The organism is Kaistella carnis (genome assembly GCF_003860585.1).
GTDB classification, from domain to species: Bacteria; Bacteroidota; Bacteroidia; order Flavobacteriales; family Weeksellaceae; genus Kaistella; species Kaistella carnis.
The window spans coordinates 722,530-747,584 of the sequence record NZ_CP034159.1; the positions used below are offsets into that span (position 1 = coordinate 722,530).

At 36.2% G+C, this 25,055-nt stretch carries 20 protein-coding genes; 10 read left to right on the plus strand and 10 right to left on the minus strand.

Features of this window, described 5'->3' with window-relative positions:
* Positions 1–52: 52 nt before the first annotated feature.
* Complete coding sequence (locus EIB73_RS03260; RefSeq protein ID WP_125022598.1) at positions 53–2,482, plus strand: DUF5916 domain-containing protein; 2,430 nt, start codon at positions 53–55, stop codon at positions 2,480–2,482.
* A gap of 104 nt (positions 2,483–2,586) precedes the next feature.
* On the opposite strand, the gene pheS is transcribed toward EIB73_RS03260, so the two are convergent.
* The 3 genes from pheS to EIB73_RS03275 form a co-directional block, all read right to left on the minus strand.
* Positions 2,587–3,597: a phenylalanine--tRNA ligase subunit alpha gene (gene pheS, locus EIB73_RS03265; protein ID WP_125022600.1), complete on the minus strand. Its 1,011-nt coding sequence runs from the start codon at positions 3,595–3,597 to the stop codon at positions 2,587–2,589.
* A 309-nt stretch (positions 3,598–3,906) separates the two neighbouring features.
* Positions 3,907–4,482: an RdgB/HAM1 family non-canonical purine NTP pyrophosphatase gene (gene rdgB, locus EIB73_RS03270; RefSeq protein ID WP_125022602.1), complete on the minus strand. Its 576-nt coding sequence runs from the start codon at positions 4,480–4,482 to the stop codon at positions 3,907–3,909.
* 57 nt (positions 4,483–4,539) lie between these two features.
* Positions 4,540–5,373 carry a CPBP family intramembrane glutamic endopeptidase gene (locus EIB73_RS03275; protein WP_125022604.1) on the minus strand — a complete coding sequence of 278 codons (834 nt, stop codon included), beginning with the start codon at positions 5,371–5,373 and terminating at the stop codon, positions 4,540–4,542.
* Positions 5,374–5,523: 150 nt separating this feature from the next.
* Here EIB73_RS03275 and EIB73_RS03280 point away from each other — a divergent pair, with 150 nt between their 5' ends.
* Together EIB73_RS03280 and EIB73_RS03285 are read left to right on the plus strand one after the other, a co-directional pair.
* On the plus strand, positions 5,524–7,119 hold the full coding sequence (locus EIB73_RS03280) for a peptide chain release factor 3 (protein ID WP_125022606.1): 1,596 nt from the start codon (positions 5,524–5,526) through the stop codon (positions 7,117–7,119).
* Between the two features lie 128 nt (positions 7,120–7,247).
* The gene (locus EIB73_RS03285) at positions 7,248–8,393 is read left to right on the plus strand and encodes a DUF4349 domain-containing protein (RefSeq protein WP_164467849.1); all 1,146 of its coding nucleotides are present in this window, start codon (positions 7,248–7,250) and stop codon (positions 8,391–8,393) included.
* Positions 8,394–8,645: 252 nt separating this feature from the next.
* On the opposite strand, the gene EIB73_RS03290 is transcribed toward EIB73_RS03285, so the two are convergent.
* From EIB73_RS03290 to EIB73_RS03300, 3 genes are read right to left on the minus strand one after another with little or no spacing between them, the layout of a single operon-like run.
* Positions 8,646–8,888, minus strand: a complete 243-nt coding sequence (locus tag EIB73_RS03290) for a hypothetical protein (RefSeq protein WP_125022610.1) — start codon at positions 8,886–8,888, stop codon at positions 8,646–8,648.
* A 47-nt stretch (positions 8,889–8,935) separates the two neighbouring features.
* A complete protein-coding gene (locus EIB73_RS03295; protein ID WP_125022612.1) occupies positions 8,936–9,298 on the minus strand; it encodes a hypothetical protein in 363 nt (120 codons plus the stop codon).
* 18 nt (positions 9,299–9,316) lie between these two features.
* On the minus strand, positions 9,317–10,462 hold the full coding sequence (locus tag EIB73_RS03300) for an acyl-CoA dehydrogenase (RefSeq protein WP_125022614.1): 1,146 nt from the start codon (positions 10,460–10,462) through the stop codon (positions 9,317–9,319).
* Between the two features lie 169 nt (positions 10,463–10,631).
* On the opposite strand from EIB73_RS03300, the gene EIB73_RS03305 reads away from it, so the two are divergent.
* The 6 genes from EIB73_RS03305 (at position 10,632) to EIB73_RS03330 (ending at position 18,899) form a co-directional block, all read left to right on the plus strand.
* Positions 10,632–12,410: an AMP-dependent synthetase/ligase gene (locus EIB73_RS03305; RefSeq protein WP_125022616.1), complete on the plus strand. Its 1,779-nt coding sequence runs from the start codon at positions 10,632–10,634 to the stop codon at positions 12,408–12,410.
* A gap of 314 nt (positions 12,411–12,724) precedes the next feature.
* Positions 12,725–13,867 carry a vWA domain-containing protein gene (locus EIB73_RS03310; RefSeq protein ID WP_125026053.1) on the plus strand — a complete coding sequence of 381 codons (1,143 nt, stop codon included), beginning with the start codon at positions 12,725–12,727 and terminating at the stop codon, positions 13,865–13,867.
* Positions 13,868–13,939: 72 nt separating this feature from the next.
* On the plus strand, positions 13,940–15,394 hold the full coding sequence (locus EIB73_RS03315; RefSeq protein WP_125022618.1) for a sigma 54-interacting transcriptional regulator: 1,455 nt from the start codon (positions 13,940–13,942) through the stop codon (positions 15,392–15,394).
* 268 nt (positions 15,395–15,662) lie between these two features.
* Positions 15,663–16,637 carry a 23S rRNA (adenine(1618)-N(6))-methyltransferase RlmF gene (gene rlmF / locus EIB73_RS03320; RefSeq protein WP_125022620.1) on the plus strand — a complete coding sequence of 325 codons (975 nt, stop codon included), beginning with the start codon at positions 15,663–15,665 and terminating at the stop codon, positions 16,635–16,637.
* A gap of 354 nt (positions 16,638–16,991) precedes the next feature.
* Positions 16,992–18,368, plus strand: coding sequence for a flavin-containing monooxygenase (locus EIB73_RS03325; protein ID WP_125026054.1), 1,377 nt, complete (start codon positions 16,992–16,994; stop codon positions 18,366–18,368).
* 183 nt (positions 18,369–18,551) lie between these two features.
* The gene (locus EIB73_RS03330) at positions 18,552–18,899 is read left to right on the plus strand and encodes a hypothetical protein (RefSeq protein WP_125022622.1); all 348 of its coding nucleotides are present in this window, start codon (positions 18,552–18,554) and stop codon (positions 18,897–18,899) included.
* A 112-nt stretch (positions 18,900–19,011) separates the two neighbouring features.
* On the opposite strand, the gene EIB73_RS03335 is transcribed toward EIB73_RS03330, so the two are convergent.
* On the minus strand, positions 19,012–19,854 hold the full coding sequence (locus tag EIB73_RS03335) for a CvfB family protein (protein ID WP_125022624.1): 843 nt from the start codon (positions 19,852–19,854) through the stop codon (positions 19,012–19,014).
* Between the two features lie 100 nt (positions 19,855–19,954).
* Here EIB73_RS03335 and EIB73_RS03340 point away from each other — a divergent pair, with 100 nt between their 5' ends.
* A complete protein-coding gene (locus tag EIB73_RS03340) occupies positions 19,955–20,962 on the plus strand; it encodes a catalase family protein (RefSeq protein WP_125022626.1) in 1,008 nt (335 codons plus the stop codon).
* A 56-nt stretch (positions 20,963–21,018) separates the two neighbouring features.
* On the opposite strand, the gene EIB73_RS03345 is transcribed toward EIB73_RS03340, so the two are convergent.
* From EIB73_RS03345 to lpdA, 3 genes are all read right to left on the minus strand, one after another.
* Positions 21,019–21,903, minus strand: coding sequence for a DUF4476 domain-containing protein (locus EIB73_RS03345; protein WP_125022628.1), 885 nt, complete (start codon positions 21,901–21,903; stop codon positions 21,019–21,021).
* A gap of 306 nt (positions 21,904–22,209) precedes the next feature.
* Positions 22,210–23,115: an IS1595 family transposase gene (locus EIB73_RS03350; RefSeq protein WP_125021496.1), complete on the minus strand. Its 906-nt coding sequence runs from the start codon at positions 23,113–23,115 to the stop codon at positions 22,210–22,212.
* Between the two features lie 375 nt (positions 23,116–23,490).
* Positions 23,491–24,894, minus strand: a complete 1,404-nt coding sequence (gene lpdA, locus EIB73_RS03355) for a dihydrolipoyl dehydrogenase (RefSeq protein WP_125022629.1) — start codon at positions 24,892–24,894, stop codon at positions 23,491–23,493.
* Positions 24,895–25,055: the final 161 nt, after the last annotated feature.

The following is a 25,055-nucleotide window of genomic DNA, read 5'->3' on the forward strand; positions in this document are numbered from 1 at the left end:
GAATAAGATGTAACAAAAGTATAAGACCAGATGTCTTATCCTAAAATAACCAATGAGACTTTTATTAACGACCCTTCTGCTTTTCTCCACGTTTAGCAGTTTTTTTTCGCAGAGTATGGAAAAAGACAGCATCTCACGCAAAAAGCTGACCATTCAAAAAATCATGCAATCGCCAAAAATTGATGGGATCCTGGATGAAGAAATTTGGCAAAATGCGCCAGTCGCCCAGAATTTTATCGAGCGAAATCCTAAGAACGGGCAGAAAGAATCCGAAGATTTTAAAACCACTGTAAAAATTGTTTATGATGATACCGGAATCTACTTCGGCGCTACCATGTTCGATCCTAATCCTGCGAATATTCAAAAAGAGTTAACCGAAAGAGATGACATGGGAAACGATGATCTGTTTGGAATTACCATCAATGGTTATAATGATCATCAACAGGCTTTATTCTTTGTCATTCAGGCTTCGGGAGTTCAGGCAGATGCGAAAATTATGTCTACGGCTGATGATGATTTCTCCTGGAATGCTGTTTGGTATTCTGCTGTAAAAATCACAGAAAACGGCTGGACTGCAGAAGTGAAAATCCCCTACTCCGAATTGAGATTTCCAAAAAAGGACGTGCAGACTTGGGGAATTAATTTGATGCGTATCATTCAAAAAACAAATCAGAATCTAACGTGGAATTTCGTCGATAATAAGAAAGCCACCTATTTAATGTATGACGGAATTGTCGAAGGTATTCAAAATATTAAACCTCCTTTACGACTTTCATTTACACCTTATGTTTCTTCTTACCTCAATCATTATGATGGCAAAACGACCGCAAATTTCAATGGTGGTATGGATGTAAAATATGGGATTAATGATGCGTTTACTTTAGACTTAACATTAATTCCCGATTTCGGACAGACCAGTTTCGATAATTCCGTTTTAAATCTTACACCATTCGAGCAACAATATGAAGAGCAAAGATCCTTCTTCACGGAAGGAACGGAACTCTTTAACAAAGGAAATCTTTTCTATTCCCGAAGAGTTGGCGGAAATCCTTCTCGTTATCCCGAAACTTCTGAAGATGAACGCGTTCTGAATTATCCCGCGAAAGTTAAATTGTTCAACGCTTTTAAAATATCAGGAAGAACAAATAAAGGGTTGGGCATTGGTTTTTTTAATGGTATTACGGAAAAAATGGAGGCTCAGATTGTGAATGATCAAACGGGAGCGATACGAAATGAAGTGGTAGAACCGTGGTCCAATTATAATGTATTGGTGCTTGATCAGCGTTTCAACGGGAATTCGTCGGTTAGTTTGGTGAACACCAATGTTATTCGGGAAGGTAATTTTCGGGATGCGAATACGAGCGGAATTCTATGGGATATTAATGACAAGAAAAATATTTTCAATTACTCCGGGAGTCTTAAAGGAAGTTGGGTGATGGATAACGGCACAAAATTCGGAACCAAAGGAGAAGCAGGATTCGCGAAAAATTCAGGAAAAAACAGGTACAGTTTAAACGGAACTTTCGTGACTAAAGAATGGGATATTAACGATTTAGGATTTTCTACGACGACCAATTTCGCTAATTACAATGCATATTATGGCTACCGAATATTGGAACCCACGAAAAAATTTAATAATATTTACCTGAACTTTAATGTGAATTATCTTCACCGTTTAGAACCCTATTTATTCACCAACCTGATTATTAATCACAACAATCAGTTTACGACAAAAAACTTTAGAAGTTATGGCGGAGGTTTTGAATTTACACCTTTGGGAGAAAATGATATTTATGAACCCCGCACCGATCTTAGATATTTAAAAGTGCCGGGTTACTTAAACACCTGGATCTGGACCGAAAGCGACAATCGGAAAAAATTTCAATACAATCTCAACTTAGATTATTATGCTTATGACGAAAAAGGACGAAACCTCATAAATCCTTCCCTCTATCTGAGGTATCGTTTTTCAGATAAATTTAAAGCCATCTGGCAAATCAATCCGACGTTCAGTAATAATGAAACGGGTTTCGCAGGGAAAAACAGCGATGATATTTTTATTGGGAGAAGACAGAGAAATACCTACGAAAACAGCTTAACATCGCAATATACTTTTAATGATAAGATGTCTTTGTCGCTGGCTTTCCGTCACTATTTTTCAGATGTAACGTATAAAAGTTTCTACACCTTAAATCAGGACGGAACTTTAGCACCAACTAATAATTTTACTGAAAATCTAAATGGTACTTATAATTCATGGAATGTGGATTTAAGATACTCCTGGTGGTTTGCGCCGGGCAGTCAACTCACTCTGCTTTATCGAAACGCAGTTGAAGATTATCTGGGAATTTCTAGAATGAAGTTTAAAGATAATTTCACCACCCTGTTTAATGAGAAAATGGTGAACAATATTTCTTTGAAACTCACCTATTATCTGGATTACAATCAGGCCAAACATGTTTTTAAAAAGAAAGAATTGTAGAATTCTTTGAAAAGATAGTAAACAAAAAAACTTTCGGAGAAGATCCGAAAGTTTTCTGTTTTATTTAAATTGGTTAGGGAATATTTCCCTTAATTATTAATTATTTAAAGGCTCTTAAACTGCTCCAGCATTCTTTTATCATTTTCAAAGAACATACGGATGTCGCTCATTTGATACAACAACATCACAATTCTTTCGATTCCCATTCCGAAAGCATAGCCTGAATATTTATCAGCATCGATATTAACATTGGTTAAAACAGCGGGATCAACCATTCCACATCCCATAATTTCTAACCAACCGGTTCCTTTTGTAATTCGGTAATCGGTTTCAGAGTTTAATCCCCAATACACATCAACTTCCGCACTTGGTTCAGTGAAGGGAAAGTAGGAAGGTCTTAATCTGATTTTTGATTTCCCAAAAAGTTCCGTTGTAAAATACTGAATGGTTTGTTTTAAATCGGCAAAACTCACATTCTTATCAATATACAAACCTTCTATCTGATGGAAAATACAGTGTGAACGCGAAGAAATCGCTTCATTTCTAAAAACTCTACCCGGAGATAAAATTCTCATCGGCGGTTCATTCTCTTCCATATAACGGATTTGAACCGAAGAGGTATGCGTTCTCAGTAAAAGATCCGGATTGGTTTCAATGAAAAAAGTATCCTGCATATCTCTCGCCGGATGGTATTCCGGAAGATTTAAGGCCGTGAAATTATGCCAGTCATCTTCAATTTCCGGTCCGTCTGCTACAGCAAAACCAATGGAACGAAAGATCTCAATAATTCTATTTTTCACCAAATTGATGGGATGTCTCGTGCCCAATTCTGAAGGAAAACCAGGTGTGGTAAGATCATCTTTTTCGACAATGATGGTAGAACTTGTCGCATTTTTTAAATCTTCAAGTTTCGCTTCTACCGCCTGTTTTAAGGTGTTTATCTTTTGTCCGTATTCTTTTTTCTGTTCGTTCGGAACTTCCTTGAATTTAGAAAAAATATCATTTAAAATTCCTTTCTTTCCGCTGTATTTAATACGGAACTGTTCAATTTCATCTTTATTCGCTGAACTGAAATTTCCTACTTCAACCAATAATTCATCAATCTTTTCTAACATTTCTTTTTGATATAATTGAGTGCAAAAATACGATTTTTCGTTTAAAAGGCCGTAGTGGATTATAACTAAATTTATTTAGCAGAATAAGAACTACGAAGTGTTTTGATTTTAACTATAAAAGTTTTTAATTGATCAACTTTTTTAATACCTAATTCCCAGTATTTTTAAAGCTAATTCAAGATCACATTAATTTTACTTCCGACAGTTTCCGAAGGAAATCTTCAAAATCTTAACTTCTTAATCAGAACTTAATGGATCATTTTTTACTTAAACTAGGATAAAAACTTTGTGCCTTTGTTATTTAAAAGCCTACTTCTCCATAAATTCTAAAAACTGCTCAATCGCTTTTTTACGGTGGCTAATTTTATTTTTATCTTCAGGTTTCATTTCTGCAAAAGTAATTTCATGATGGTCCGGAATAAAAATCGGGTCGTAACCAAATCCTTTTTCACCACGCACTTCCCGGGTCAGATTTCCGTAAACCCTTCCTTCGAAATAATTGATTCCCTTTTCGTCAACCAGACACATCACGGTGACGAAATAGGCTTTGCGGTTTTCTTCCCCTTTTAATTCCTCTAAAACTTTCGCCATGTTTTTAGCAAAGTCGTGATCTCCGGCATAACGTGCAGAATAAATTCCGGGACGTCCATCCAACGCATCCACGACTAAGCCTGAATCATCTCCCAAGCTGGCTTTTCCGGTTTTATTAAAACAATATTGGGCTTTGATCAAAGCATTAGCGTGAAAAGATTCACCATCTTCTACAATTTCATCATGAATATCATAATCCGTCAAAGAAGTAACCTGGAATTTTTCTCCCAGAATCTGTTGAAACTCTTCTTTTTTATGAGTATTATGAGTGGCGATAAGGATTTCTTTTTTCATGGAGATTGGGTATAATGAGTAATTTTTAAAAAGTGTTTTTTAAAAGGACAAGGTGTATTAAATGTCGTTATAATGGACACGATACTTCTTCATAAAAAGAATATAGAACGTCGTAAAAATAACGATTCCAATTCCTAAAATGAGCCATTCGGAAACTTTAAAAGTATCCGCAAAACTTTCCGTTTTATTATAAAAAATTAAAATTGAAGAACAAAGGTTATTAAAGGCGTGAAGAAGTATAGGCAAGAGCAAAGATTTTGTTTTATGATAAACCAAACCGAGAACGCATCCAAGTAGAACAGCACCTACAAATTGCCACGGATTCCCATGAACTAAGCCAAATACAACCGCTGAAATAATGATCGCAACAGCCGGCTTCATTCCTTTATTGACAAGCCCTTTCATAATGATGCCACGAAATACGATTTCCTCAAATAAGGGCGCCATCACGACAGCAAGCAGAATCAAGGTTGCAGGATCATTCGTCATCTGCTCCATCAGTTTATTAAAGTAATTGTAATATTCTCCGAAAAAAGGTCCTGTAACCGGAATTTGAGACGTAATAAATTCTGCGATGAGCATCATTCCAAACATCAAAGGAAATACCAGGAAATAAGTCATCATGTTCGTACGGGAGAAATTAAAATTTAATTTTTTTCCTGTAGAAGGGCGGCAGATAAAATAATCAAAAGCGAAAATTGCTCCTAAAAACAAACCTGCATTTGAAAGGATTAAAAAGATATCATTGTATTGCAGATTAACTTTAAAAACGTACATCACGATCACATTAAAAATCGCAACTACTGTACTTCCGGCAAGCATTCCACCTAATAAAGCGAGGACGCCTTTGCCATCAAAAACATATTTTTTTCTGTACGGAGTTTCTTCCATAAAAATTAAATTTCCGCAAATATAAATCTATAAATTAAACTTGCGCCATCGCCGGCACTTTTTTAGGATCGAAATCATTCCAAAAATCCGATTGTCGCACATTTTCATTTTCGATAAAAAAAACCGATTTTTGCAGTCTCAAATTTAATTATGTCAGATCTACTCAAAGAAATAGGAAAAAGAAAAACCTTCGGAATTATTGCGCATCCCGATGCCGGAAAAACTACGCTTACAGAAAAGCTCTTGCTTTTTGGAGGGGCAATTCAGGAAGCCGGTGCGGTAAAATCGAACAAGATTAAGAAAGGAGCCACTTCCGATTTCATGGAGATTGAAAGACAGAGAGGAATTTCCGTCGCCACTTCCGTCTTGGCATTTGAATACAAAGGTCACAAAATCAATATTTTAGACACACCAGGTCACAAAGATTTCGCAGAAGATACCTACCGAACTTTAACTGCTGTTGATTCCGTGATCGTGGTTGTAGACGTGGCAAAAGGAGTTGAGGAACAGACTGAAAAACTGGTTCAGGTTTGTAGAATGCGAAATATTCCGATGATTGTTTTCATCAATAAACTGGATCGTGAAGGAAAAGATGCTTTCGATTTGCTGGATGAAGTTGAGCAGAAATTAGGCTTAACCGTAGTTCCGCTTTCTTTACCTATTGGAATGGGAAATGAATTTCAGGGGATCTACAATATCTGGGAGCACAATATTCAGTTATTTGTAGAAGAGAAAAAACAACGAGTTGGAAGTGCTGTAAAATTTGAGGATATCAGCGATACTAAAATTGATGAAGCCATCGGCGCAAAAGCAGCAGCAACTTTACGTGAAGAACTGGAATTGATTCAGGAGGTTTATCCGGAATTTAACCGCGATGATTATATGGCGGGAAATTTACAGCCTGTTTTTTTCGGGTCGGCCTTAAATAATTTTGGAGTTCGCGAATTACTCGATGCTTTTATTGAAATCGCACCAAATCCGCAACCGAAAGAAAGCGATACGAGACTGGTAAGACCGGAAGAAAAAGATTTCACAGGATTTATCTTTAAAATTCACGCCAATATGGATCCGAAACACCGTGACCGTTTGGCTTTCGTGAAAATTGTTTCCGGAACTTTTAAAAGAAATGAAAATTACCTTCTGGTAAGAGAAAATAAGAAAATGAAGTTCTCTTCTCCGAATGCGTTCTTCGCCGATAAAAAAGAAGTCGTTGACGAAAGTTTCCCAGGGGATATCGTGGGACTTCACGATACTGGAAATTTCCGAATCGGGGATACTTTGACGGCGGGGGAAAAAATGAGTTTCAGAGGAATTCCAAACTTTTCCCCGGAACATTTCAGATATATTAATAATGATGATCCACTGAAAGCAAAACAGCTGGCGAAAGGAATCGACCAGTTGATGGACGAAGGTGTGGCGCAGTTATTTACTCTGGAAATGAATAACCGAAAAATTATCGGGACGGTGGGTGCACTTCAGTATGAAGTTATTCAATACCGTTTGGAGCATGAATATGGTGCGAAATGTACCTACGAACCACTTTCTATTCACAAAGCTTGTTGGATCGAAGCCGATGAGAAATCGGATGAATATAACGAATTTGTACGTTTAAAACAGCGTTTTATGGCAAGAGATAAATACGGACAAATGGTATTTTTGGCCGACTCTCCTTTTACCATTCAAATGACTCAGGAAAAATTCCCGAATATAAAACTGCATTTCATTAGTGAATTTAGGCAGGATTAATTTGTAAACTCTTTGTAAATTGATTTGCAAAACACAGATATAAAGACTCTTATGTACATTAAGGGTCTTTTTTGTTTCTAAAGGAATACTATTTGATTATGGTGTGTGAATTAATTTTAGAAAAAATAATGAAAAATATATTTGCAGGTGTTTTCTTTCTTCTGGCTTTAACTTCTTGCAGCAAACAGGAGTTTAATGATACGAAAGACACCATTAAAAGAGCAGACAGCCTTTTCACAAAAGCCAATGATGGTTTAAAAACGTTAGATTCCATTTCAAAAAGGGTGAATGATTCGGACGGCATTGCAAGAAAAGTACTCATTCCTCAAATTGAGAAACAAACGAAAAAAACAGACAGTACTTTAAAATCCGGCAGTTGGAAAATTGATTCCCTAAATAAAGATATTGCCGAAATTACCAAACATGTAAAAACAGGAACCGACGTTGCAAAAACGCTGGATTCTGCCAGCCAGTTATTGCAAAATGGAGAAAACGCCATTTCGGTATTGAGCAAAACGGCAGATAAAATCTTAAAAAGAACACAATCTCAAAAAGCAACTCTTCCCGCACCTTCCGAAAATTCTGAAATAAAAAACAATCCAAACAACACCGTGGTGATTCCACCCCAAATAGTGGAAAACCCTTTAATAAAATCTGCTTTTTTGGAAATTCAGGTTGCAGAATTGTCGGATGCAAAAGCTTTACTTAACCAAAAGATCAGAGAAAATAATGCAGATTTGGTCAGTGAAAATTTTAGCCAAAATGAAGGAATTCAGCGGGAAAAGATTAGGATGAAAGTTCCACTTCAAAATTTTAATCAACTGGTTCGTGATCTGTCATCTGAACTTGGCGATGTAAAAATAAAAAGCACGGAAAGCGAAGGCACGGATTATAATTTTAATCAGTTATGCACAATTGAAGTAACATTGGTGCAAAATGAGAAAATAGCGGGTAGTACTTTTGAAAGCACGGAAACAGGGAAAGATCCCGAATCTTTTGGCGCCAAATCCTCCAATGCTTTTAAAAGTGGATTTAAAGTTTTAGAAACCATTTCACTCGCGCTTCTCCCCTTTTGGCCGGTCTTTATTATTATCGGTTTAATCTTCTATTTTGTACGACGAAATAAAAAGAATAAAGAAGCAAAGTCTTTAGAAATTCCGACCAATCATCCTGTTCAAAAAACAGAAACCGCTGCTCCAGCGCAAACTGTAGAAGAGAAAAATACGAACGATCCTGAGGAACCGGATTACTCTAAATATTTACCGAAAAACTAAGGTAAAAGCTTTTTAAATAAAAAATTTCCCAAAAGTAGAAAACCTTGTCAGGGTTTAGAATCCTGACAAGGTTTTGTTTTAAATAATTAGCGAAAGACAACTGTTTTCTAAAATTAAAAACTTTACTTAATGATCACGCCATCTGCAGCCCGACTTGAACGGAGCTCTTTTTTATTGTAGTCTGAGCGAAGCGAAGATCACCATAAAAAAAGCGGGAGTGGAAGGCGGAATTGTCTGCCCAAAAAACGAGCATTAAAAATGTAGCTTGCCTTCTGATATTAAATAGTAGAAAATACCGGCAGCAAAAAATAGTACCAGATAAATGATCACCAAAATCTTTTGTTTTTTAAGGGCTGATAAAATTAAAAGACCTAAAATTCCGCTCACCAGAATCACCATTTTTTGAATGGCATCGTCCAGAAAAAGAGAACCTGCGATTAAGGCGAGTGATAAAAAGTGAAAAATTCGCTCTTTCTTTAATATATATTCTTTCATTTTTTAAAAATAAGAAATCCTTTCAGATTGCTGAAAGGATTTTCTCTTTATTTCATGTTCACGACTTTGTCAACAATATATTTGGTATTTCCGCGCCATGGGATGGCACCATTGTATTCCTTGTAATGCAAATCGAATTGCTTTCCGCTGTTTTCTTCCAGCTGTTTGAAAACGGCTTCATTTTCTACTGAAAACTCAAATTCGTAGCTGGTTAAAGCACCGGTTTTCCCGCGGCCAAAACCTTCCTGAATTAATTTTCCTTCGTAGGTTTTAAAGATATATCCTTTCTTATTCGCATAATTAAGGTAGCCCGATTTAACTCCTTCTGCAAATACGAAAAAATACTTGTACCACAGGAAACCTCCCAGTACGAGAGCCACGGCAATAACAATGATCCAAACTTTTTTCATGGTGTTTTTTTATTAATATTAACTGTTCTTCGCGATACTTCTTGAAATAACGATTTTCTGGATCTCCGAAGTTCCCTCATAAATTTGAGTGATCTTCGCATCACGCATCATTCTTTCGACATGATATTCTTTTACATAACCGTAACCACCGTGGATCTGAACGGCCTCAATGGTCGTATCCATTGCCACTTGTGAGGCGTATAATTTTGCCATCGCACCGATTTCAGAAATATCTTTTCCTTCATCTTTTTCAACTGCAGCTTTGTAACACAACATTCTGGCTGCCATAATTGAAGTGGCCATATCTGCTAATTTAAAAGCAATTGCCTGGTGATTAATGATTTCAGTTTTGAAGGCTTTTCGGGTTTTCGCATATTTCAGTGCTAATTCATAGGCTCCAGAAGCGATCCCCAAAGCTTGAGAAGCGATTCCGATACGACCACCATTTAAAACTGCCATCGCGAAGTTGAATCCAAAACCATCTTCGCCAATTCTGTTTTCCTTCGGCACTTTCACATCGGTAAACAACAGCGAATGCGTATCACTTCCGCGGATTCCCAATTTGTCTTCTTTTGGACCGATCTCAAAACCTGGCCATCCTTTTTCAAGAATAAAAGCATTGATTCCTTTATGTTTCTTTTCCGGATCAGTTTGTGCAATTACGATATAGTAGGTTGCGTTTCCCCCGTTGGTAATCCAGTTTTTTGTACCATTTAAAATATAATGATCTCCTTTATCAACCGCGGTTGTTTGCTGGGAAGTTGCATCTGATCCTGCTTCAGGTTCAGACAGTGCAAAAGCACCAATCACCTCGCCACTTGCCAGGGGTCTCAGGTATTTCATTTTTTGCTCTTCGTTACAAAATTTCTCCAATCCTGCACAAACTAAAGAGTTGTTGACTGACATTACGACTGCAGCAGAAGCATCTACCTTTGCAATTTCTTCTAGGGCAAGAACGTAAGAAACACTGTCCATTCCGGCACCACCATACTTTGGATCAACCATCATTCCGAGCAAACCTAATTCTCCCATTTTCTTTACCTGTTCATGTGGAAACTTCTGTGCGTTATCCCTCTCTATAACTCCTGGTAAAAGTTCAGTTTGAGCAAAATCTCTTGCTGCTTGCTGAATCATTAACTGTTCTTCAGATAAATTAAAATTCATAAAGTTTAAAAATTGTTAGAGTGTAAATTTACAATATTTCTAAAAAGTAAAAAATTAAAACAAATATTACTATAAAATTCTTCTTGTAGGTTAAAATAAAAATGATATTTTTACATTTAATCAATACTATATTGGTTATTTATAATATATAAGTAAATAGAATTTCGATATGACAATAAAAAGAACTTTTGATTTTGCGCTTAATGCGTTAGAACAATATTCGAGAGATGATATGTTCGTCACCAAATATGACGGAAAATGGGAAAAGACATCAACAAGTGACTTTATTGCTCTTGGAAACAAGATTTCAAGAGGGTTATTGAAGTTGGGAATTAAACCCGGCGATAAAATTTCCCTTATCACGACTGCAACGAGAACAGAATGGGCGGTGATGGATTTTGGAATTTCTCAGATCGGTGCGGTTTCGGTACCAATGTATCCAAGTATTTCTCCAGAAGATTATGATTTTATCTTTAATAATGCAGATGTAAAATATTGTTTTGTTTCTGATAAAGAGCTCTATGATAAAGTAATGAAAATTAGAGAAAATGTTTCTTCCCTACAAGGCGTATTTTCTTTCGATCAGGTCTCAGGAGCGCCAAACTGGCGGGAAATTATTGATTTGGGAAATGATGAAGCAACTCAAAATGAAGTGGAAGATTTGTCTAAAACTATTAATTCTGAGGATTTAGCGACGCTAATTTATACTTCCGGAACTACAGGAAGACCAAAAGGTGTAATGTTGACGCATCAAAATATCGTCTCCAATGTTTTAGGTTCAAATCCACGAATTCCCAGAGTTAAGGGTTTGGAATATACCGATATTAAAATTTTAAGCTTCTTACCAATCTGTCATATTTTCGAAAGAATGCTTTTTTATCTTTATCAATATAACGGATATGCAGTTTACTTTGCAGAAAGCATTGAAAAAATGGGCGATAATATCAAGGAGGTTCAGCCACATATCATGTCTGTTGTTCCAAGATTGATTGAAAAAGTGTACGATAAGATCTACGATAAAGGAACCAGTGCGGGAGGATTGAAATCTAAGATTTTCCTTTGGGCTTTGGGAGTTAATAAAGCTAAAGAAAAATTGGGTAAACCTTCCGGATTAAAAGAGATCATTGCGGACAAATTGGTTTTTTCAAAATGGCGCGAAGGTTTAGGTGGAAACATCATTACCCTTGTATCGGGTTCTGCCGCTTTATCGGCAAGACTGAACAAAATGTTCCAAAATGCGGGAATTCCCATTCTGGAAGGTTATGGTTTAACGGAAACTTCACCAGTAATTTCGGTTAACAGTTTTGGCAAAATAAAAGTGGGTACCGTAGGTCATGTCTTAGACAATCTGGAAGTGAGAATTCAGGAAGATGGAGAAATTACGGTAAAAGGTCCTTCGGTATTCAAAGGGTATTTCAAAAATGAAGAAATGACCAAAGAAGCCTTTACGGCAGACGGTTTCTTTAAAACTGGAGATATTGGTCATATTGATGAAGAAGGTTATCTGCATATTACCGATCGCAAAAAAGAAATGTTCAAAACCTCAGGTGGAAAATATATCGCGCCACAGGTTATTGAAAACTTAGCAAAAGCTTCGAAATTCATCGAGCAAATTATGGTGGTGGGCGATGGTGAAAAAATGCCATGTGCTTTAATACAACCGGATTTTAATTTTATAAGAAACTGGGCAGAACGTAAAAATCTGCAAATAGGCAGCACACCGGAAGAATTGGCGAAAAGTCCGGAATTGAAAGAACGCATTAAAAAAGAAATCGATTATTTAAATACCAAATTAGGACATTGGGAGCAAATCAAGAAATTTGAATTGACTCCGGAAGTGTGGTCCATCGAATTAGGCCTGCTTACTCCTACTCTGAAACTGAAAAGAAAAGCGGTGAAAGAAAGATATATCAATCTGTATAATGAGTTGTACGGACATAAAGACTAACAGATCTAGATAATGACAAAGCACGGTTTTTAAGCCGTGCTTTTTTAATTCATTAAAGTAGAGCTTCTTTTTAAGTGTTTATCAAAATTCCAAAATTTTCAACTTTTAATAAGGAAAATTCTGGACTAAATGAAAACCATTTCAGGAATAAGAGTGATTTATAATTGCTATCGGGAACAAACTTACTTGGACTTATATTTGATGAGTAAGCAAAGCAAATACGGAAGCACGTCAATAGAAAATATGGTGTATAAACTGTAAAAAAGATGCTTCGTATTTTATAACATAATTAAAAAGGAGAAATGGCAAATGACATGAGGGATATAAATTTTAACTTCGGAAAGGGTTTCACATTTAAGAAGCACGTTCCGGAGGAGGTTTCGCATTTTGAACGGGTTTTTGACATTTTCAAAGATTTGCTCACCCATACTTCGGGCGATATCGAAGAAGCTTTTGAATGGTTGGATATGCTCGACAAAGAATATGATATTTTCAATGAAGAATATACGCTGGAGGATTTTGAAGAAGATCTAAAAAAACGCGGCTACATTAAAGAGGAGATCGACCCGGAAGATGGAAATCAAGGAACCGGAAAAGGCAAAAATATTTTAACCGCGAAACTGGAGTCGGCATTGCGCGAATATGCATTGGATCAAATATTCGGAAAGCTTAAAAAGAGCGGTATTGGAAATCACAACACAAAGAAAGTCGGTGTAGGTGATGAGCGCGAAGGTGAAAATCGCTCGTTTCAGTATGGAGATGATTTGTCTACCGTGAATATGACGGAGAGTTTAAAGAATGCTCAGATTAATAATGGAATTTCAGATTTGCGCTTGACTGAAGATGACCTGATCGTGGAGGAAACAAAGCATAAAGCGCAGATGAGTACGGTCTTGATGATTGACATCAGTCACTCTATGATCCTTTATGGTGAGGACCGAATTACACCGGCAAAAAAAGTAGCCATGGCTTTGGTGGAATTAATCAGAAGAAAATATCCAAAAGATTCTATTGATATCATTGTTTTTGGAAATGAAGCCTGGCCAATAAAAGTGAAGGATCTCCCGTACCTGAAAGTTGGTCCTTATCACACCAATACCGTGGCAGGACTGGAGCTTGCAATGGATATTTTGCGAAGAAAAAGAAATACGAACAAACAGATTTTTATGATCACCGATGGGAAACCAAGTTGTATTCAACTTCCAACGGGAGAATTCTATATGAACAGTAATGGTCTTGATGAAATGATCGTTTCCCAATGCCTCAATAAAGCAGCTCAGGCTCGGAAATTAAAAATTCCAATCACCACTTTTATGATTGCACAAGATCCTTATCTGCGCAAATTTGTAGAAGCCTTTACGGCCCAAAACCAAGGAAAAGCCTTTTTAACAGGACTTTCAGGTTTAGGACAAATGATTTTTGAAGATTACGAAAAAAACAGAATTAAAAGAATATAATCATTAAAAAGGTAGTATATCATTCAACTTGACATGGTTGATTATAGCTTTGACACAGTACAACAAGACATTATGAAAAAAGACATCACATTTAAGGAATTAAAAGATTCCGGTTACCAGGATAAAACCATTAACGAAGAAATACAACAAAATTTAATTGCAAAAATTAAAGCTAAAGAGCCCGTTTTTGAGGGACTTTGGGGATACGAAGACACGGTAGTTCCGCAACTTAAGAAAGCCATTTTGGCTGGACACCACATCAATCTTTTAGGTTTGCGTGGACAAGCCAAGACGAAAATTGCCAGAAGTATGGTGAACTTGCTTGATGAATATATGCCGATTGTAAAAGGTTCTGAAATTAACGATAGTCCATTTCACCCTATTTCAAAATATGCTCGTGATCTGATCGAGGAAAAAGGCGATGAAACGATGATCTCCTGGGTGCACCGATCGAATCGTTTTTACGAAAAACTAGCAACACCGGATGTAAATGTGGCCGATTTAATTGGGGACATTGATCCTATTAAAGCCGCAACTCTAAAACTCCCCTATTCCGATGAACGCGTTTTACATTATGGAATGATCCCGCGAGCGAACCGATGCATTTTTGTATTGAATGAACTTCCGGATTTACAGGCAAGAATTCAGGTTTCCTTATTTAATATTTTACAGGAAGGTGACATTCAAATTCGGGGTTTTCAGCTGAGAATGCCTTTGGATATTCAGTTTGTATTTACCGCAAACCCAGAAGACTATACGAACAGAGGAAGCATCGTAACGCCTTTGAAGGATAGAATTGGTTCTCAGATTTTTACGCATTATCCAAGAACAATTGCACTTGCAAAACAAATTACGGAACAGGAAGCGAAGATCTCCAGTGACGATAAAAAACGGATTAAGATTCCAAGTTTAGCAAAAGATTTATTGGAAGAAGTTGCATTCGCAGCGCGTGACAGCGAATACGTAGACGCAAAAAGTGGAGTGAGTGCCAGATTAACAATTAGCGCAATGGAAAACCTTGTGGCTGCAGCGAAACTAAGGTTGATCGAAACAAATTCTAAAAGTACAAGTGTTCGTTTGGTTGATTTTATGTCAATTATTCCATCCATCACCGGGAAAATAGAATTGGTTTATGAAGGGGAACAGGAAGGTGCTGATCATGTCTCCAAGTTATTGATTGACAAAGCCGTAATGGTGCAGTTTGAAATGATTTTTCCACGCATCTCTAAGTTGGAAAAAGAAGGAATTAAAACTGCTTATACGGATATTATAAAATGGTTCAGTAAAAAATCGGTGGAGTTAAACTATAGTGATACCGACGAGCAGTTTTATTCAAAGCTCAATACCATTACTCCTTTAAATGACTTAATTGAAGAATATACTGCCCATTTAAGTGTTGAGGATCAAAACTTCTGTAAAGAATTAATTCTGTGGGCCTTAACCATTAATAAGAAACTGGATAAATCTGAGAATGAAACTGCTTTCACCTTTGATGCGGCCGGAATCGGTCAATATTTCAGAAACTAATAAAGTTTTTAGAATTTATATAAAAATTCAATTGATTTGAAAGAAACTATTTAAAGATAAATCCAGAGATAACAGTGACCTTTTCTAATTAATTTTAGAAAAGGTTTTTTTTGAAATTAAAAAAGATCCATAATACTGAACACACTTACTTTATTATATTATCTCATTAATAAAATATCAGTATAACAGCAAAATCACGATTTAGGAGCCGGTCATAAGGAATTCGTCATTCTAAAAGCTTAATTTTGCAAATTAGAAATTAAAAATAATGTCAACAGAAAAAAATACGCAGGAAAAAGTAAGACTTCATATTCGGAATAAGAACCGGGAACGGTATGATTTAAAAGCATTGGTAATCGCTGAACCACTCTTAGCAGATCATATTAAACCTAATAAATATGGAGATGATTCCGTTGATTTTTCAAATCCAGTCGCTGTAAAATTACTTAACAAAGCGCTTCTTCATCATTATTACGGAATCAAAAACTGGGATTTCCCGGAAGATAATTTAGTTCCACCAATTCCCGGAAGAGCTGATTATTTACATTATATGGGGGATTTATTATCCCAAAGTAATTTTGGTATTATCCCAGATGGGGACAAAATTACGTGTCTTGATATTGGTGTGGGCGCAAACTGCATCTACCCTATCATTGGTGTTTCCGAATATGGCTGGGATTTTATTGCCTCAGATATTGATCCAAAATCGATTGAATCTGCAGAAAAAATTGTGAATGATAATGAACAACTTCAAAACAAAGTGGTTTGCAAACTACAGGAAGATCCGACTTCCTACTTTTCCGGAATTATCAGTGAAGATCAAAAAATAGATCTAACGGTTTGCAATCCTCCTTTTCACTCGTCAACAGAAGAAGCGGAGAAAGGAACAAAGCGTAAAGTGAGAAATTTGTCTGGTAAAAAAGTTGAAACGCCTGAACTGAACTTTGCAGGGATCAGCAGTGAATTAATTTGTGAGGGCGGAGAATCGGATTTCATTCACCAAATGATTTTAGAAAGCGAGAAATTCAGTAAAAACTGTTATTGGTTCTCCACTTTAGTTTCAAAGAAATCCAATCTGAAAGGTATTTATAAAACCCTCGGAAACTTAGAAGTGAAGAATGTAAAAACCATTGCCATGGGAACCGGCAATAAATCTACGCGTATTATCGCCTGGACTTTTCTCTCAAAAGAAGAGCAGCAAGAGTGGCGGGAAACCCGCTGGAAAAGTAAATCCGAAAATTAATCAAAATAAATAGAGAGATAAGGACATGTTCATTATCTCTTTTTTATTTAAATTATTTCTCATGTAACGACCATCATTTTTACATTCATATAAACTCTATCTTATCCTGTTACTTTACTCAGATTTGGAATTAAGAAAAATATTTCGTATATTATCCACATACACTAATAATCAAAATACTATTTGATGTTTTATAAACTGAAATAATCAGCTTTATTCAAATCAAAGTATTAAACACTTTTCTGCCATTCGCAGACTTTTTTTTATTAGCAACCATCTTAAGGAGTTTATTTTAGAGGAAAATAAATCCTTTCTTAATTTTTAAAATTTTTTTATATGAGTAATAAAAATGTTATGAAAAACAAACGTATTGGTATTATAGGTGCTGGTCCCAGCGGTCTTGCACAAATACGTGCATTTGAAGCACTTCAAAATCAAGGCTATGCGATGCCGGAAATTATCTGCTTTGAAAAACAAGACAATTGGGGCGGAATGTGGAACTATACCTGGAGAACAGGAGTTGGAAAATATGGTGAACCACTTCATGGCAGTATGTACAAATATCTTTGGTCCAACGGTCCAAAAGAATGTCTGGAATTTTCGGACTATTCTTTTGACGAGCATTTTAAAAAACCCATCTCTTCTTATCCGCCGCGACCGGTTTTATTCGATTATATTCAGGGAAGAATTAAGAAAAGTAATGCACGGGAATATATCCGTTTTAATACGACTGCACGTTGGGTAAGTTTTGATGAGGACACTCAAAAATTCACGGTCATTCTGGATGATCTTAAAATAGACAAAACGTATTCCGAGGAATTCGATTTTCTTGTCGTGGCTTCCGGACATTTCTCCACACCAAACATGCCCTACTTTAAAGGAATCGAAAATTTCCCTGGAACAGTGATTCATGCACATGATTTTAGAGGAGCCGATCAGTTCAAAGATCTCAATATCTTATTAATCGGAAGCAGTTATTCCGCAGAAGATATCGGCGTTCAATGTTATAAACACGGCGCTAAATCTGTAACCTTGAGTTACCGAAGCAATCCTATTGGCATTGAATGGCCAGACGGAATTAAGGAACTTCCCTTGGTTACCCATTTTGAAGGTGATAAAGCCTACTTTAAAGATGGAACAACGGAACAATATGATGCAGTGATCATGTGTACCGGTTACAAACACAAGTTCCCTTTTCTGCCTGATGAGTTGCGCTTAAAAACAAAAAACAATCTCTATCCCGATAATCTTTACAAAGGAATATTTTTTAATGACCTGCCACAGCTTATCTATTTAGGTATGCAAGATCAATATTACACGTTTAATATGTTTGATACGCAAGCTTGGGTGGCCCGTGATTTTATGATGGACCGTTTACAATTACCCTCGCCGGCAGAACGAAGAATTGATATGGACAAATGGCTGGAAAGAAACGACCAGTTACAGACAAGCCACGAAAATGTAGATTTCCAGACGGATTATATTAAAGATTTACTTTCAATGTCTGATTATCCACATTTTAATCTGGATGAAGTGGCACGAATGTTTAAAGAATGGCTTCAGGATAAGGAAGACGATATTCTAACCTACCGTGATAAAACCTTCCGAAGCGTGGTCACCGGAACCATGGCAAAACCACACCACACCGATTGGATGGACGAGCTGGATGACACAAAAGAACGCTATCTTTTCGAAGCGGAGGAAGAAGAAATGATTCCCGAAAAAATGTAAACTTTTACCTTTGTAGATTGACCTTTCAGATTTTCTGAAGGGTTTTTCTTTTTATTATGAAAAGTGTAAAAGTTATGATTAAAGTTTCATCAGCTATTTAATAATGAAACGTCACTTTTAAGTTTTAAAAATATCCGTTTACAAATGGATATTTTTTATATATTTGATTATCAAATATTTATTATGGAAAACTGTCTCGAATGTGGCGAAAAAATTATCGGCAGAAGCGATAAAAAATTCTGTAATGATGGCTGCAGAAATGCCTATAACAATAAGCACAACAAAGACTCCTCGAATCTGATGCGCAACATTAATAATAAGATGCGCAAAAATCACCGTGTTCTTTCTGAACAAAAATTTATCGAGGGAAAAGCCAAAACCACTCGAAATAAATTAATTTCCGAAGGTTTCGATTTTGAATATTTTACGAGTTTAAAAGTTTATAAAAATGGCGCGGAATATCGTTTTGTTTATGATATCGGGTATAAGTTACTCGAAGACGACTGGATTTTGCTGGTGAGAAAAGAATGATTTAGATTTATGATAATGGATGTTAGGTATTGAATAATAAAAAAAGATTATGATAATAACCAAAAAAAGAGCAGAAATTTCTGCTCTTTTATATTTTAATAATGATCTAATATTAAACTTTTTCACCTTCCGTAATCAACCGAATTTTATCTTCTAAAATTTCGATTTTCTTATCTCGGTATAAACCACCAATGGCTTTTTTGAAATTTTTCTTGCTCATTTGCAATTCGTCCTTAATTTCTTCAGGTGTCGATTTATCAGAAAGATAGATTAAACCGTAATTCAATTCTAATTTATCTAAGATTACTTTCTGAAATTCATCAATGTTTTCATACCCTTCTGGCTGTAGAGAAACATCGATTTTACCGTCTTCACGAATGCTTTTGATATACCCGATTTCCTCGGATAAAGGGAACAATCTCTTGTACACATCTGAAGTATAAATCAATCCGACATATTTTTTATTAATGATGACATTCCAACCCAGTTCACTTTGGCCGGCGATGATCAAGTTTACTTTTTCCCCTGTTTGAAAAGGTAGATTTTCATAATGTGGATTTTTCTTATATCTCGTAGTTCCGGTAATTAATCCTAAAACATCATCGATATAAACGTGAACTAAATAACGTCGACCTTCTTCAATTTTTGCGCGCTGCTGTTTGTACGGAACGAATAAATCTTTGATAATTCCCCAGTCCATAAAAGCACCTGCGGGCAAACTTTGTACACAAGTCATCACGGCAAACTCTCCCACTTCAGCGTTGGCTTTTTCGGTCGTTGCTTTTAATTTGTCGTCATCCTGATAAACAAAAACTTCCATTTCATCCCCAACTTCTGAATCTTCAGACGCGAAAATTTTCGGTAGAAAACATCTTGTACCTTCTTCATCTTCCAGAAATAATCCTGAATAATTTTTTTCTGCAATTTTTAAAGTTTGGGTTTTTCCGAGTTCCATAATGAAAGATAAAATAATAGTGAATATTTGTAAGGTGCAAAGATAAGGTATTTTCTTGCGAATTTTAAGGAATGGTTGTTGCTGAGCTTAAAGAAAAAATATGAATTCACTTATAAAATATTCCTCTAAATTCGATGAGCTTTCAGACCAGGAAAATCGAGACTTAGCAAAATCTCTTATTTCTGTTGAAAAGTTCATTAGAAGTTCTGCAGAAATCAGTGAGGTAAATCACGCCACGCGCGATGCACACGCCAAAACTTATGCAACGGTAAAAGGATTTCTAGAAATAACAGAAAATTTACCGGATTTTTTAACCGAAATTTTTGACCGGAAACAGTATGATATTCTCGCAAGATTTTCAAATGGGAATTTAGTTATCAATAAAAAAGGAAGAGAAAATCCGCTGTATGGTTTTTCTTTAAAAATTAAGAATGTTAAGGGTCAGGACGCAAATTTTCCATTAGTGAACTTTCCTTTATTTCCTACGAATTCACCCTCCGTATTTTTAAAGTTTTTTACTTCAGTGAACACTTTTTTAGTCACCAAAAATGACAACTTTGTAGTTTCTGCTTTAGATTTACCCCATTTAGTGAAAAACGGGTTTTCTCTCGTAAGTTCCATGTTTTCAGTAGACGTCACGAAAAAGATTCTGAATTTTTTATCTCATAGAAATGATTTTTTCTTTTCTTTTCCATACGCCGGAATCGGATGTTTCCGGATTGGGGATTACATAATGAAACTCAGTTTGAAGCCCATAAACATTAATCCAAATATTGGTAAAGGGGAACCTCAGAAAAATTCCATTCATTGGTTTCTCTCTTCGCAGGAATCTACCTACGAATTATTAGTTGAACTTTGTGAAGATCTGAAAGACCAACCCGTAAATGATCTGATGAGAGACTGGAAAAACGCACCTAAATATTGTTTAGGGAAAATTACGATTCCAAAAGCTTCCTTTGTTAATTCTGAAGATCCAGCCATCGAGAATTTAAATTTTAATCCGTTTGAGAATGCCGAGAACTTGCAGCCGGTCGGAAAAATTCAGCAAATCAGAAAGAGAATTTATGAAGTTTCTATTGCGACCAGAAATAAATTGAATGGTCAATAATAAAGTAAAAAAGAGAAGCCGAAACTTCTCTTTTTTTTGTTTTATAACGAAAAGGTCTATCTGTATTTTGAAATAAAATCAGTCAGTTTCATTTTTGACGCGCTAAAATCAAAAGCCTCGAAAACCAAATAGAAATTCTGGCGGTCTACACATTTTGTATAAAGTAATTTTGCAACCTCCAGTTTATTATCATCAAAATCCATCGTTTTTAATAAACTGTAACTTTGCTGCGAAGTAAAATTTGCATTTCGTGCAGTCATCTTTATCACCGACATTTTATCTTTATCAAAACTTCCACTTCTTTTTACCGAAGATATAAAACTGCTAAAACCCTGATTATTCATAACATTTCCAGAATACCCCGAATTTCCGTTCCAATACCCATTTTGGTTGCCATAAGGATTGTTCCAAATGTCGTCCCATTCCGTAATTCCGTATAGATAATTCTCCACCGGATAATTTCCGAGCAGATACAATCCTTTGTTTGGAAAGAAATCCAGCACCAATCGTGTGTAGGTTTGCAACCGGAGATTCGTTCTGTAAATCAAAAAATTGTTTTCATAAATTGCGATCGGAACAGTGCCAAACTGAACATCGAAAAATCGGAATTTTCCCGTAGAGTTACTCATCATCTGATCGCCAACTTCTACCGTATAATTTCCATTTTGAGGAATTCTTAAAAAGACTTCCGAATTTCCGTAGTTATAATTCCACCGGTAATCATTATTTGAGATTGGTTGCGAACTAGTAGTTTTCATTGGGTTTCTGTACTTTGAATTATCCAAGACTTTGTCATTGGTTTTTGCAGAAGTATTATTTCTTGGAGTTTGCATTTCTGTTGATTTCGCATCATTTCTTAAAAGCTCGCCTGCCTTTCCAGCTTCTTGCGCAAAAGTGCTCAGGCTTAAAAATAATACGCCGATAGTAGAGATTGTTTTCATTTTTTTACATTTTAAAGATTGTTACAAAAAACCAGGCTATTATGATGCCAAAAACATCGACTATCACGTCATTTTAACGAATAACTGCAAATGAGTACAATAATCGAGAATTACTGAAAAAACGTTTTAACCTTCGCTAAAAATCTTTATCAAAGCGGATTTTCATATTAAAAATTCTTTTGCCGAGAATGTTCGAATCTTTTTTCTGATGATTGATGTTCCGCGATTTTCAATCGATTATAATTGAATGCTTCGGATTATGATATTTTACTTTTATAATTTTTTTTTATGTATATCCGTTTTTAATCATACTCCTGTGATGCTTGCTATCACAAGTCTATCGAACAGTTTATCTTCAAAATATCTCCGATTTAACTTATAAACAAACTCATTTAGATAAAGTTGAAGGTTTTTGCGTTTTATTTTGTGGTAATTTCCTAATAAATTCCTTTTCGCATTACTGATAAATATGTGAACCCAACGCAAAGTATCTTTTGTAGTTTCTTTCGAAGATTTTTCTGAAATATGAATTTCTACAAGTTGTGATATATCAACATATGACGTGCTTTGATCTGTAAAAACTATGCTGGATTCTGCCAAAGATTCTTTAATAGTCTCATTAATTCCCTCTGCTGTATGATCTTCTAATACTATTGCTTTAAAATATCTACAAGATTTCGATGTCTCTCCTGTTTCTATATTTTCTAATGGCGTAGATTCCGCCATCACTGCAACATTTTGCTTTCCAACTGCTCCTCTTCCACGAATCCCTTTCTCTTGTTCCAGTTCTCTAGATTCAACTGTAAAATACCCTTCATCCATTTCAATCATGCCCTCTAAAGTGTATCTTTCATCTCGTTTTCCCATCGCTTTTCTCAATTTGTGCATCATAGCCCAAACTGGCTCATAGCGCTTCAAACCTAATTGCCTTTGCATTTCTTTAGCAGAAAATCCCTTTTTTGTTGCACTCATCAAAAACATCGCTTTATACCAAACTAGAAAGGACAAATTGGAATTTTCCATGATGGTTCCACTTCGTAATGTAGTTCGCTTTCTACAAGATTTACACTCGTAACTTAATCTGCTTTTAATCCAAAAAAAATCAGTTTTTCCGCACTTGCAGGAAACGCCAATTTTGTCACGTTCTGCTTTAAAATGAGATATACAATCCTCTTCACTGCTAAACTCTACGCCAAAACTAAAAATATTCATCTCAATGATTTAATTATCAAACAAATATACGAAATTATGTGGAGTTACGGACATACATATTTTTTTTTAATGCGTCGGTTCCACCAACGGTTATTTTGTTGAATCCTTCGGGTTACAATGTTTTAATTACATAAATATTTTTAATCCGTCGGTTTCACCAACGGCTATTTTTGTTGAATCCTTCGGATTCTGACTAGGCCAAAATTTCATTATTGCTTCAGACTTTCAAACAAAAAAAGAGAAGCAGAAACTTCTCTTTTAATATGATAATAAACCGAACCGCCGATCAATCCGTAAATCTCTCCTTGGCTCTTTTTACTTTTACCTTGGCTCTTCAAAATCAAACCTTGGCTCTTTCCACTTTTTACTTGGTTCTTAAAAATGTAACGCTCTCTTTCCAGTCGCATCCAAAGCCGCTTCTTTCATTGCTTCAGCATACGTCGGGTGCGCGTGAGACATTCTCGAAATATCTTCAGCACTTGCTCTGTATTCCATTGCTACAACCGCTTCTGCGATTAAATCTGCCGCTCTTGCTCCGATCATGTGAACGCCTAAAATTTCATCTGTTTTTTCGTCAGCGATTACTTTGATGAAACCATCAACATCACCGGAAGCACGGCTTCTTCCCAAAGCACGCATCGGGAAATTACCAATTTTAATGGCAACACCTTCTGCTTTCAATTGCTCTTCGGTTTTACCAACAGCAGCAACTTCCGGCCACGTATAAACAACGCCCGGAATCAAATTATAATTGATATGAGGTTTTTGTCCTGCGATCAATTCCGCAACCATAGTTCCTTCCTCAGACGCTTTGTGAGCCAACATTGCTCCTGCTACAACATCACCGATGGCGTAAATATTCGAAACATTAGTTTGTAAATGCTCGTTCGTTTTCACTCTTCCTCTTTCGTCAAGATCAACTCCGGCTTTTTCCAGTCCAAGTCCTTTCGTGTATGGACTTCTGCCCACAGCAACCAAAACGTAATCTCCTTCGAAAACTACTTCTTCGCCTTTTTTATCTTTCGCGGTAACTTTTACCGTATCACCGTTTCTTTCAACAGACTGAACGCCCGTAGAAAGGTTGAATTTCATTCCTTGTTTACGCAAAACTTTGTTCAATTCTTTCGACAGAGCACCGTCCATGGTAGGAATAATCTTATCCATAAATTCTACCACCGTTACTTCAGAACCTAATCTTTTGTAGACAGAACCCAATTCCAAACCGATAACTCCACCACCGATAACGATCAGGTGTTTCGGAATTTCTTTCAGTTCCAAAGCCTCCGTAGAAGTAATAATTCTTTCCTTATCCAAAGTAATAAAAGGAAGCGCAGTTGGTTTAGAACCCGTCGCAATAATCGTATATTTAGAATCAATGGTTTCTGTAGAACCATCGTTTTTCGTCACTTTGATTTGAGTCGCCGATTCAAAACTTCCAACACCTTCGAAAACAGTGATCTTGTTTTTATCCATCAAGAACTGGATTCCTTTGGTCGTTTGGTCTACCACTTCACTTTTACGCGCGATCATTCTGGCCAAATCTGCTTTTGGCTCATTGATGATAATTCCGTGATCTGCAAAATTGTGCGCGGCGTTATGAAAATGTTCAGAACTGTCCAAAAGCGCTTTACTCGGAATACAACCCACGTTCAGGCAAGTTCCACCCAGAACGGAATATTTCTCAATAATTGCAGTTTTGAAACCCAACTGTGCGCAACGAATTGCAGCAACATAACCACCAGGACCGGAACCGATTACGGTAACATCGAATTGACTCATATTTATCTTTTTATGATTTAATTAAAAGTAGGGCAAATTTACAAAATATTTTCGCTTTGGATGGTGTGGATCTGCAGAGATTTTCTTCAGATTTTTAGGAGCCGAGAACCTGCTTTCCGCTGTATCTTTTGCAGCACTTCGTTCTGCAAAAGGATGTCGCT

Excerpts from the sequence above, each read along its gene's own strand:
- EIB73_RS03260 (WP_125022598.1), top strand. The coding sequence starts at position 53 with ATGAGACTTTTATTAACGACCCTTCTGCTTTTCTCCACGTTTAGCAGT.
- pheS (WP_125022600.1), bottom strand. The coding sequence starts at position 3,597 with ATGTTAGAAAAGATTGATGAATTATTGGTTGAAGTAGGAAATTTCAGT.
- rdgB (WP_125022602.1), bottom strand. The coding sequence starts at position 4,482 with ATGAAAAAAGAAATCCTTATCGCCACTCATAATACTCATAAAAAAGAA.
- EIB73_RS03275 (WP_125022604.1), bottom strand. The coding sequence starts at position 5,373 with ATGGAAGAAACTCCGTACAGAAAAAAATATGTTTTTGATGGCAAAGGC.
- EIB73_RS03280 (WP_125022606.1), top strand. The coding sequence starts at position 5,524 with ATGTCAGATCTACTCAAAGAAATAGGAAAAAGAAAAACCTTCGGAATT.
- EIB73_RS03285 (WP_164467849.1), top strand. The coding sequence starts at position 7,248 with ATGAAAAATATATTTGCAGGTGTTTTCTTTCTTCTGGCTTTAACTTCT.
- EIB73_RS03290 (WP_125022610.1), bottom strand. The coding sequence starts at position 8,888 with ATGAAAGAATATATATTAAAGAAAGAGCGAATTTTTCACTTTTTATCA.
- EIB73_RS03295 (WP_125022612.1), bottom strand. The coding sequence starts at position 9,298 with ATGAAAAAAGTTTGGATCATTGTTATTGCCGTGGCTCTCGTACTGGGA.
- EIB73_RS03300 (WP_125022614.1), bottom strand. The coding sequence starts at position 10,462 with ATGAATTTTAATTTATCTGAAGAACAGTTAATGATTCAGCAAGCAGCA.
- EIB73_RS03305 (WP_125022616.1), top strand. The coding sequence starts at position 10,632 with ATGACAATAAAAAGAACTTTTGATTTTGCGCTTAATGCGTTAGAACAA.
- EIB73_RS03310 (WP_125026053.1), top strand. The coding sequence starts at position 12,725 with ATGAGGGATATAAATTTTAACTTCGGAAAGGGTTTCACATTTAAGAAG.
- EIB73_RS03315 (WP_125022618.1), top strand. The coding sequence starts at position 13,940 with ATGAAAAAAGACATCACATTTAAGGAATTAAAAGATTCCGGTTACCAG.
- rlmF (WP_125022620.1), top strand. The coding sequence starts at position 15,663 with ATGTCAACAGAAAAAAATACGCAGGAAAAAGTAAGACTTCATATTCGG.
- EIB73_RS03325 (WP_125026054.1), top strand. The coding sequence starts at position 16,992 with ATGAAAAACAAACGTATTGGTATTATAGGTGCTGGTCCCAGCGGTCTT.
- EIB73_RS03330 (WP_125022622.1), top strand. The coding sequence starts at position 18,552 with ATGGAAAACTGTCTCGAATGTGGCGAAAAAATTATCGGCAGAAGCGAT.
- EIB73_RS03335 (WP_125022624.1), bottom strand. The coding sequence starts at position 19,854 with ATGGAACTCGGAAAAACCCAAACTTTAAAAATTGCAGAAAAAAATTAT.
- EIB73_RS03340 (WP_125022626.1), top strand. The coding sequence starts at position 19,955 with ATGAATTCACTTATAAAATATTCCTCTAAATTCGATGAGCTTTCAGAC.
- EIB73_RS03345 (WP_125022628.1), bottom strand. The coding sequence starts at position 21,903 with ATGAAAACAATCTCTACTATCGGCGTATTATTTTTAAGCCTGAGCACT.
- EIB73_RS03350 (WP_125021496.1), bottom strand. The coding sequence starts at position 23,115 with ATGAATATTTTTAGTTTTGGCGTAGAGTTTAGCAGTGAAGAGGATTGT.
- lpdA (WP_125022629.1), bottom strand. The coding sequence starts at position 24,894 with ATGAGTCAATTCGATGTTACCGTAATCGGTTCCGGTCCTGGTGGTTAT.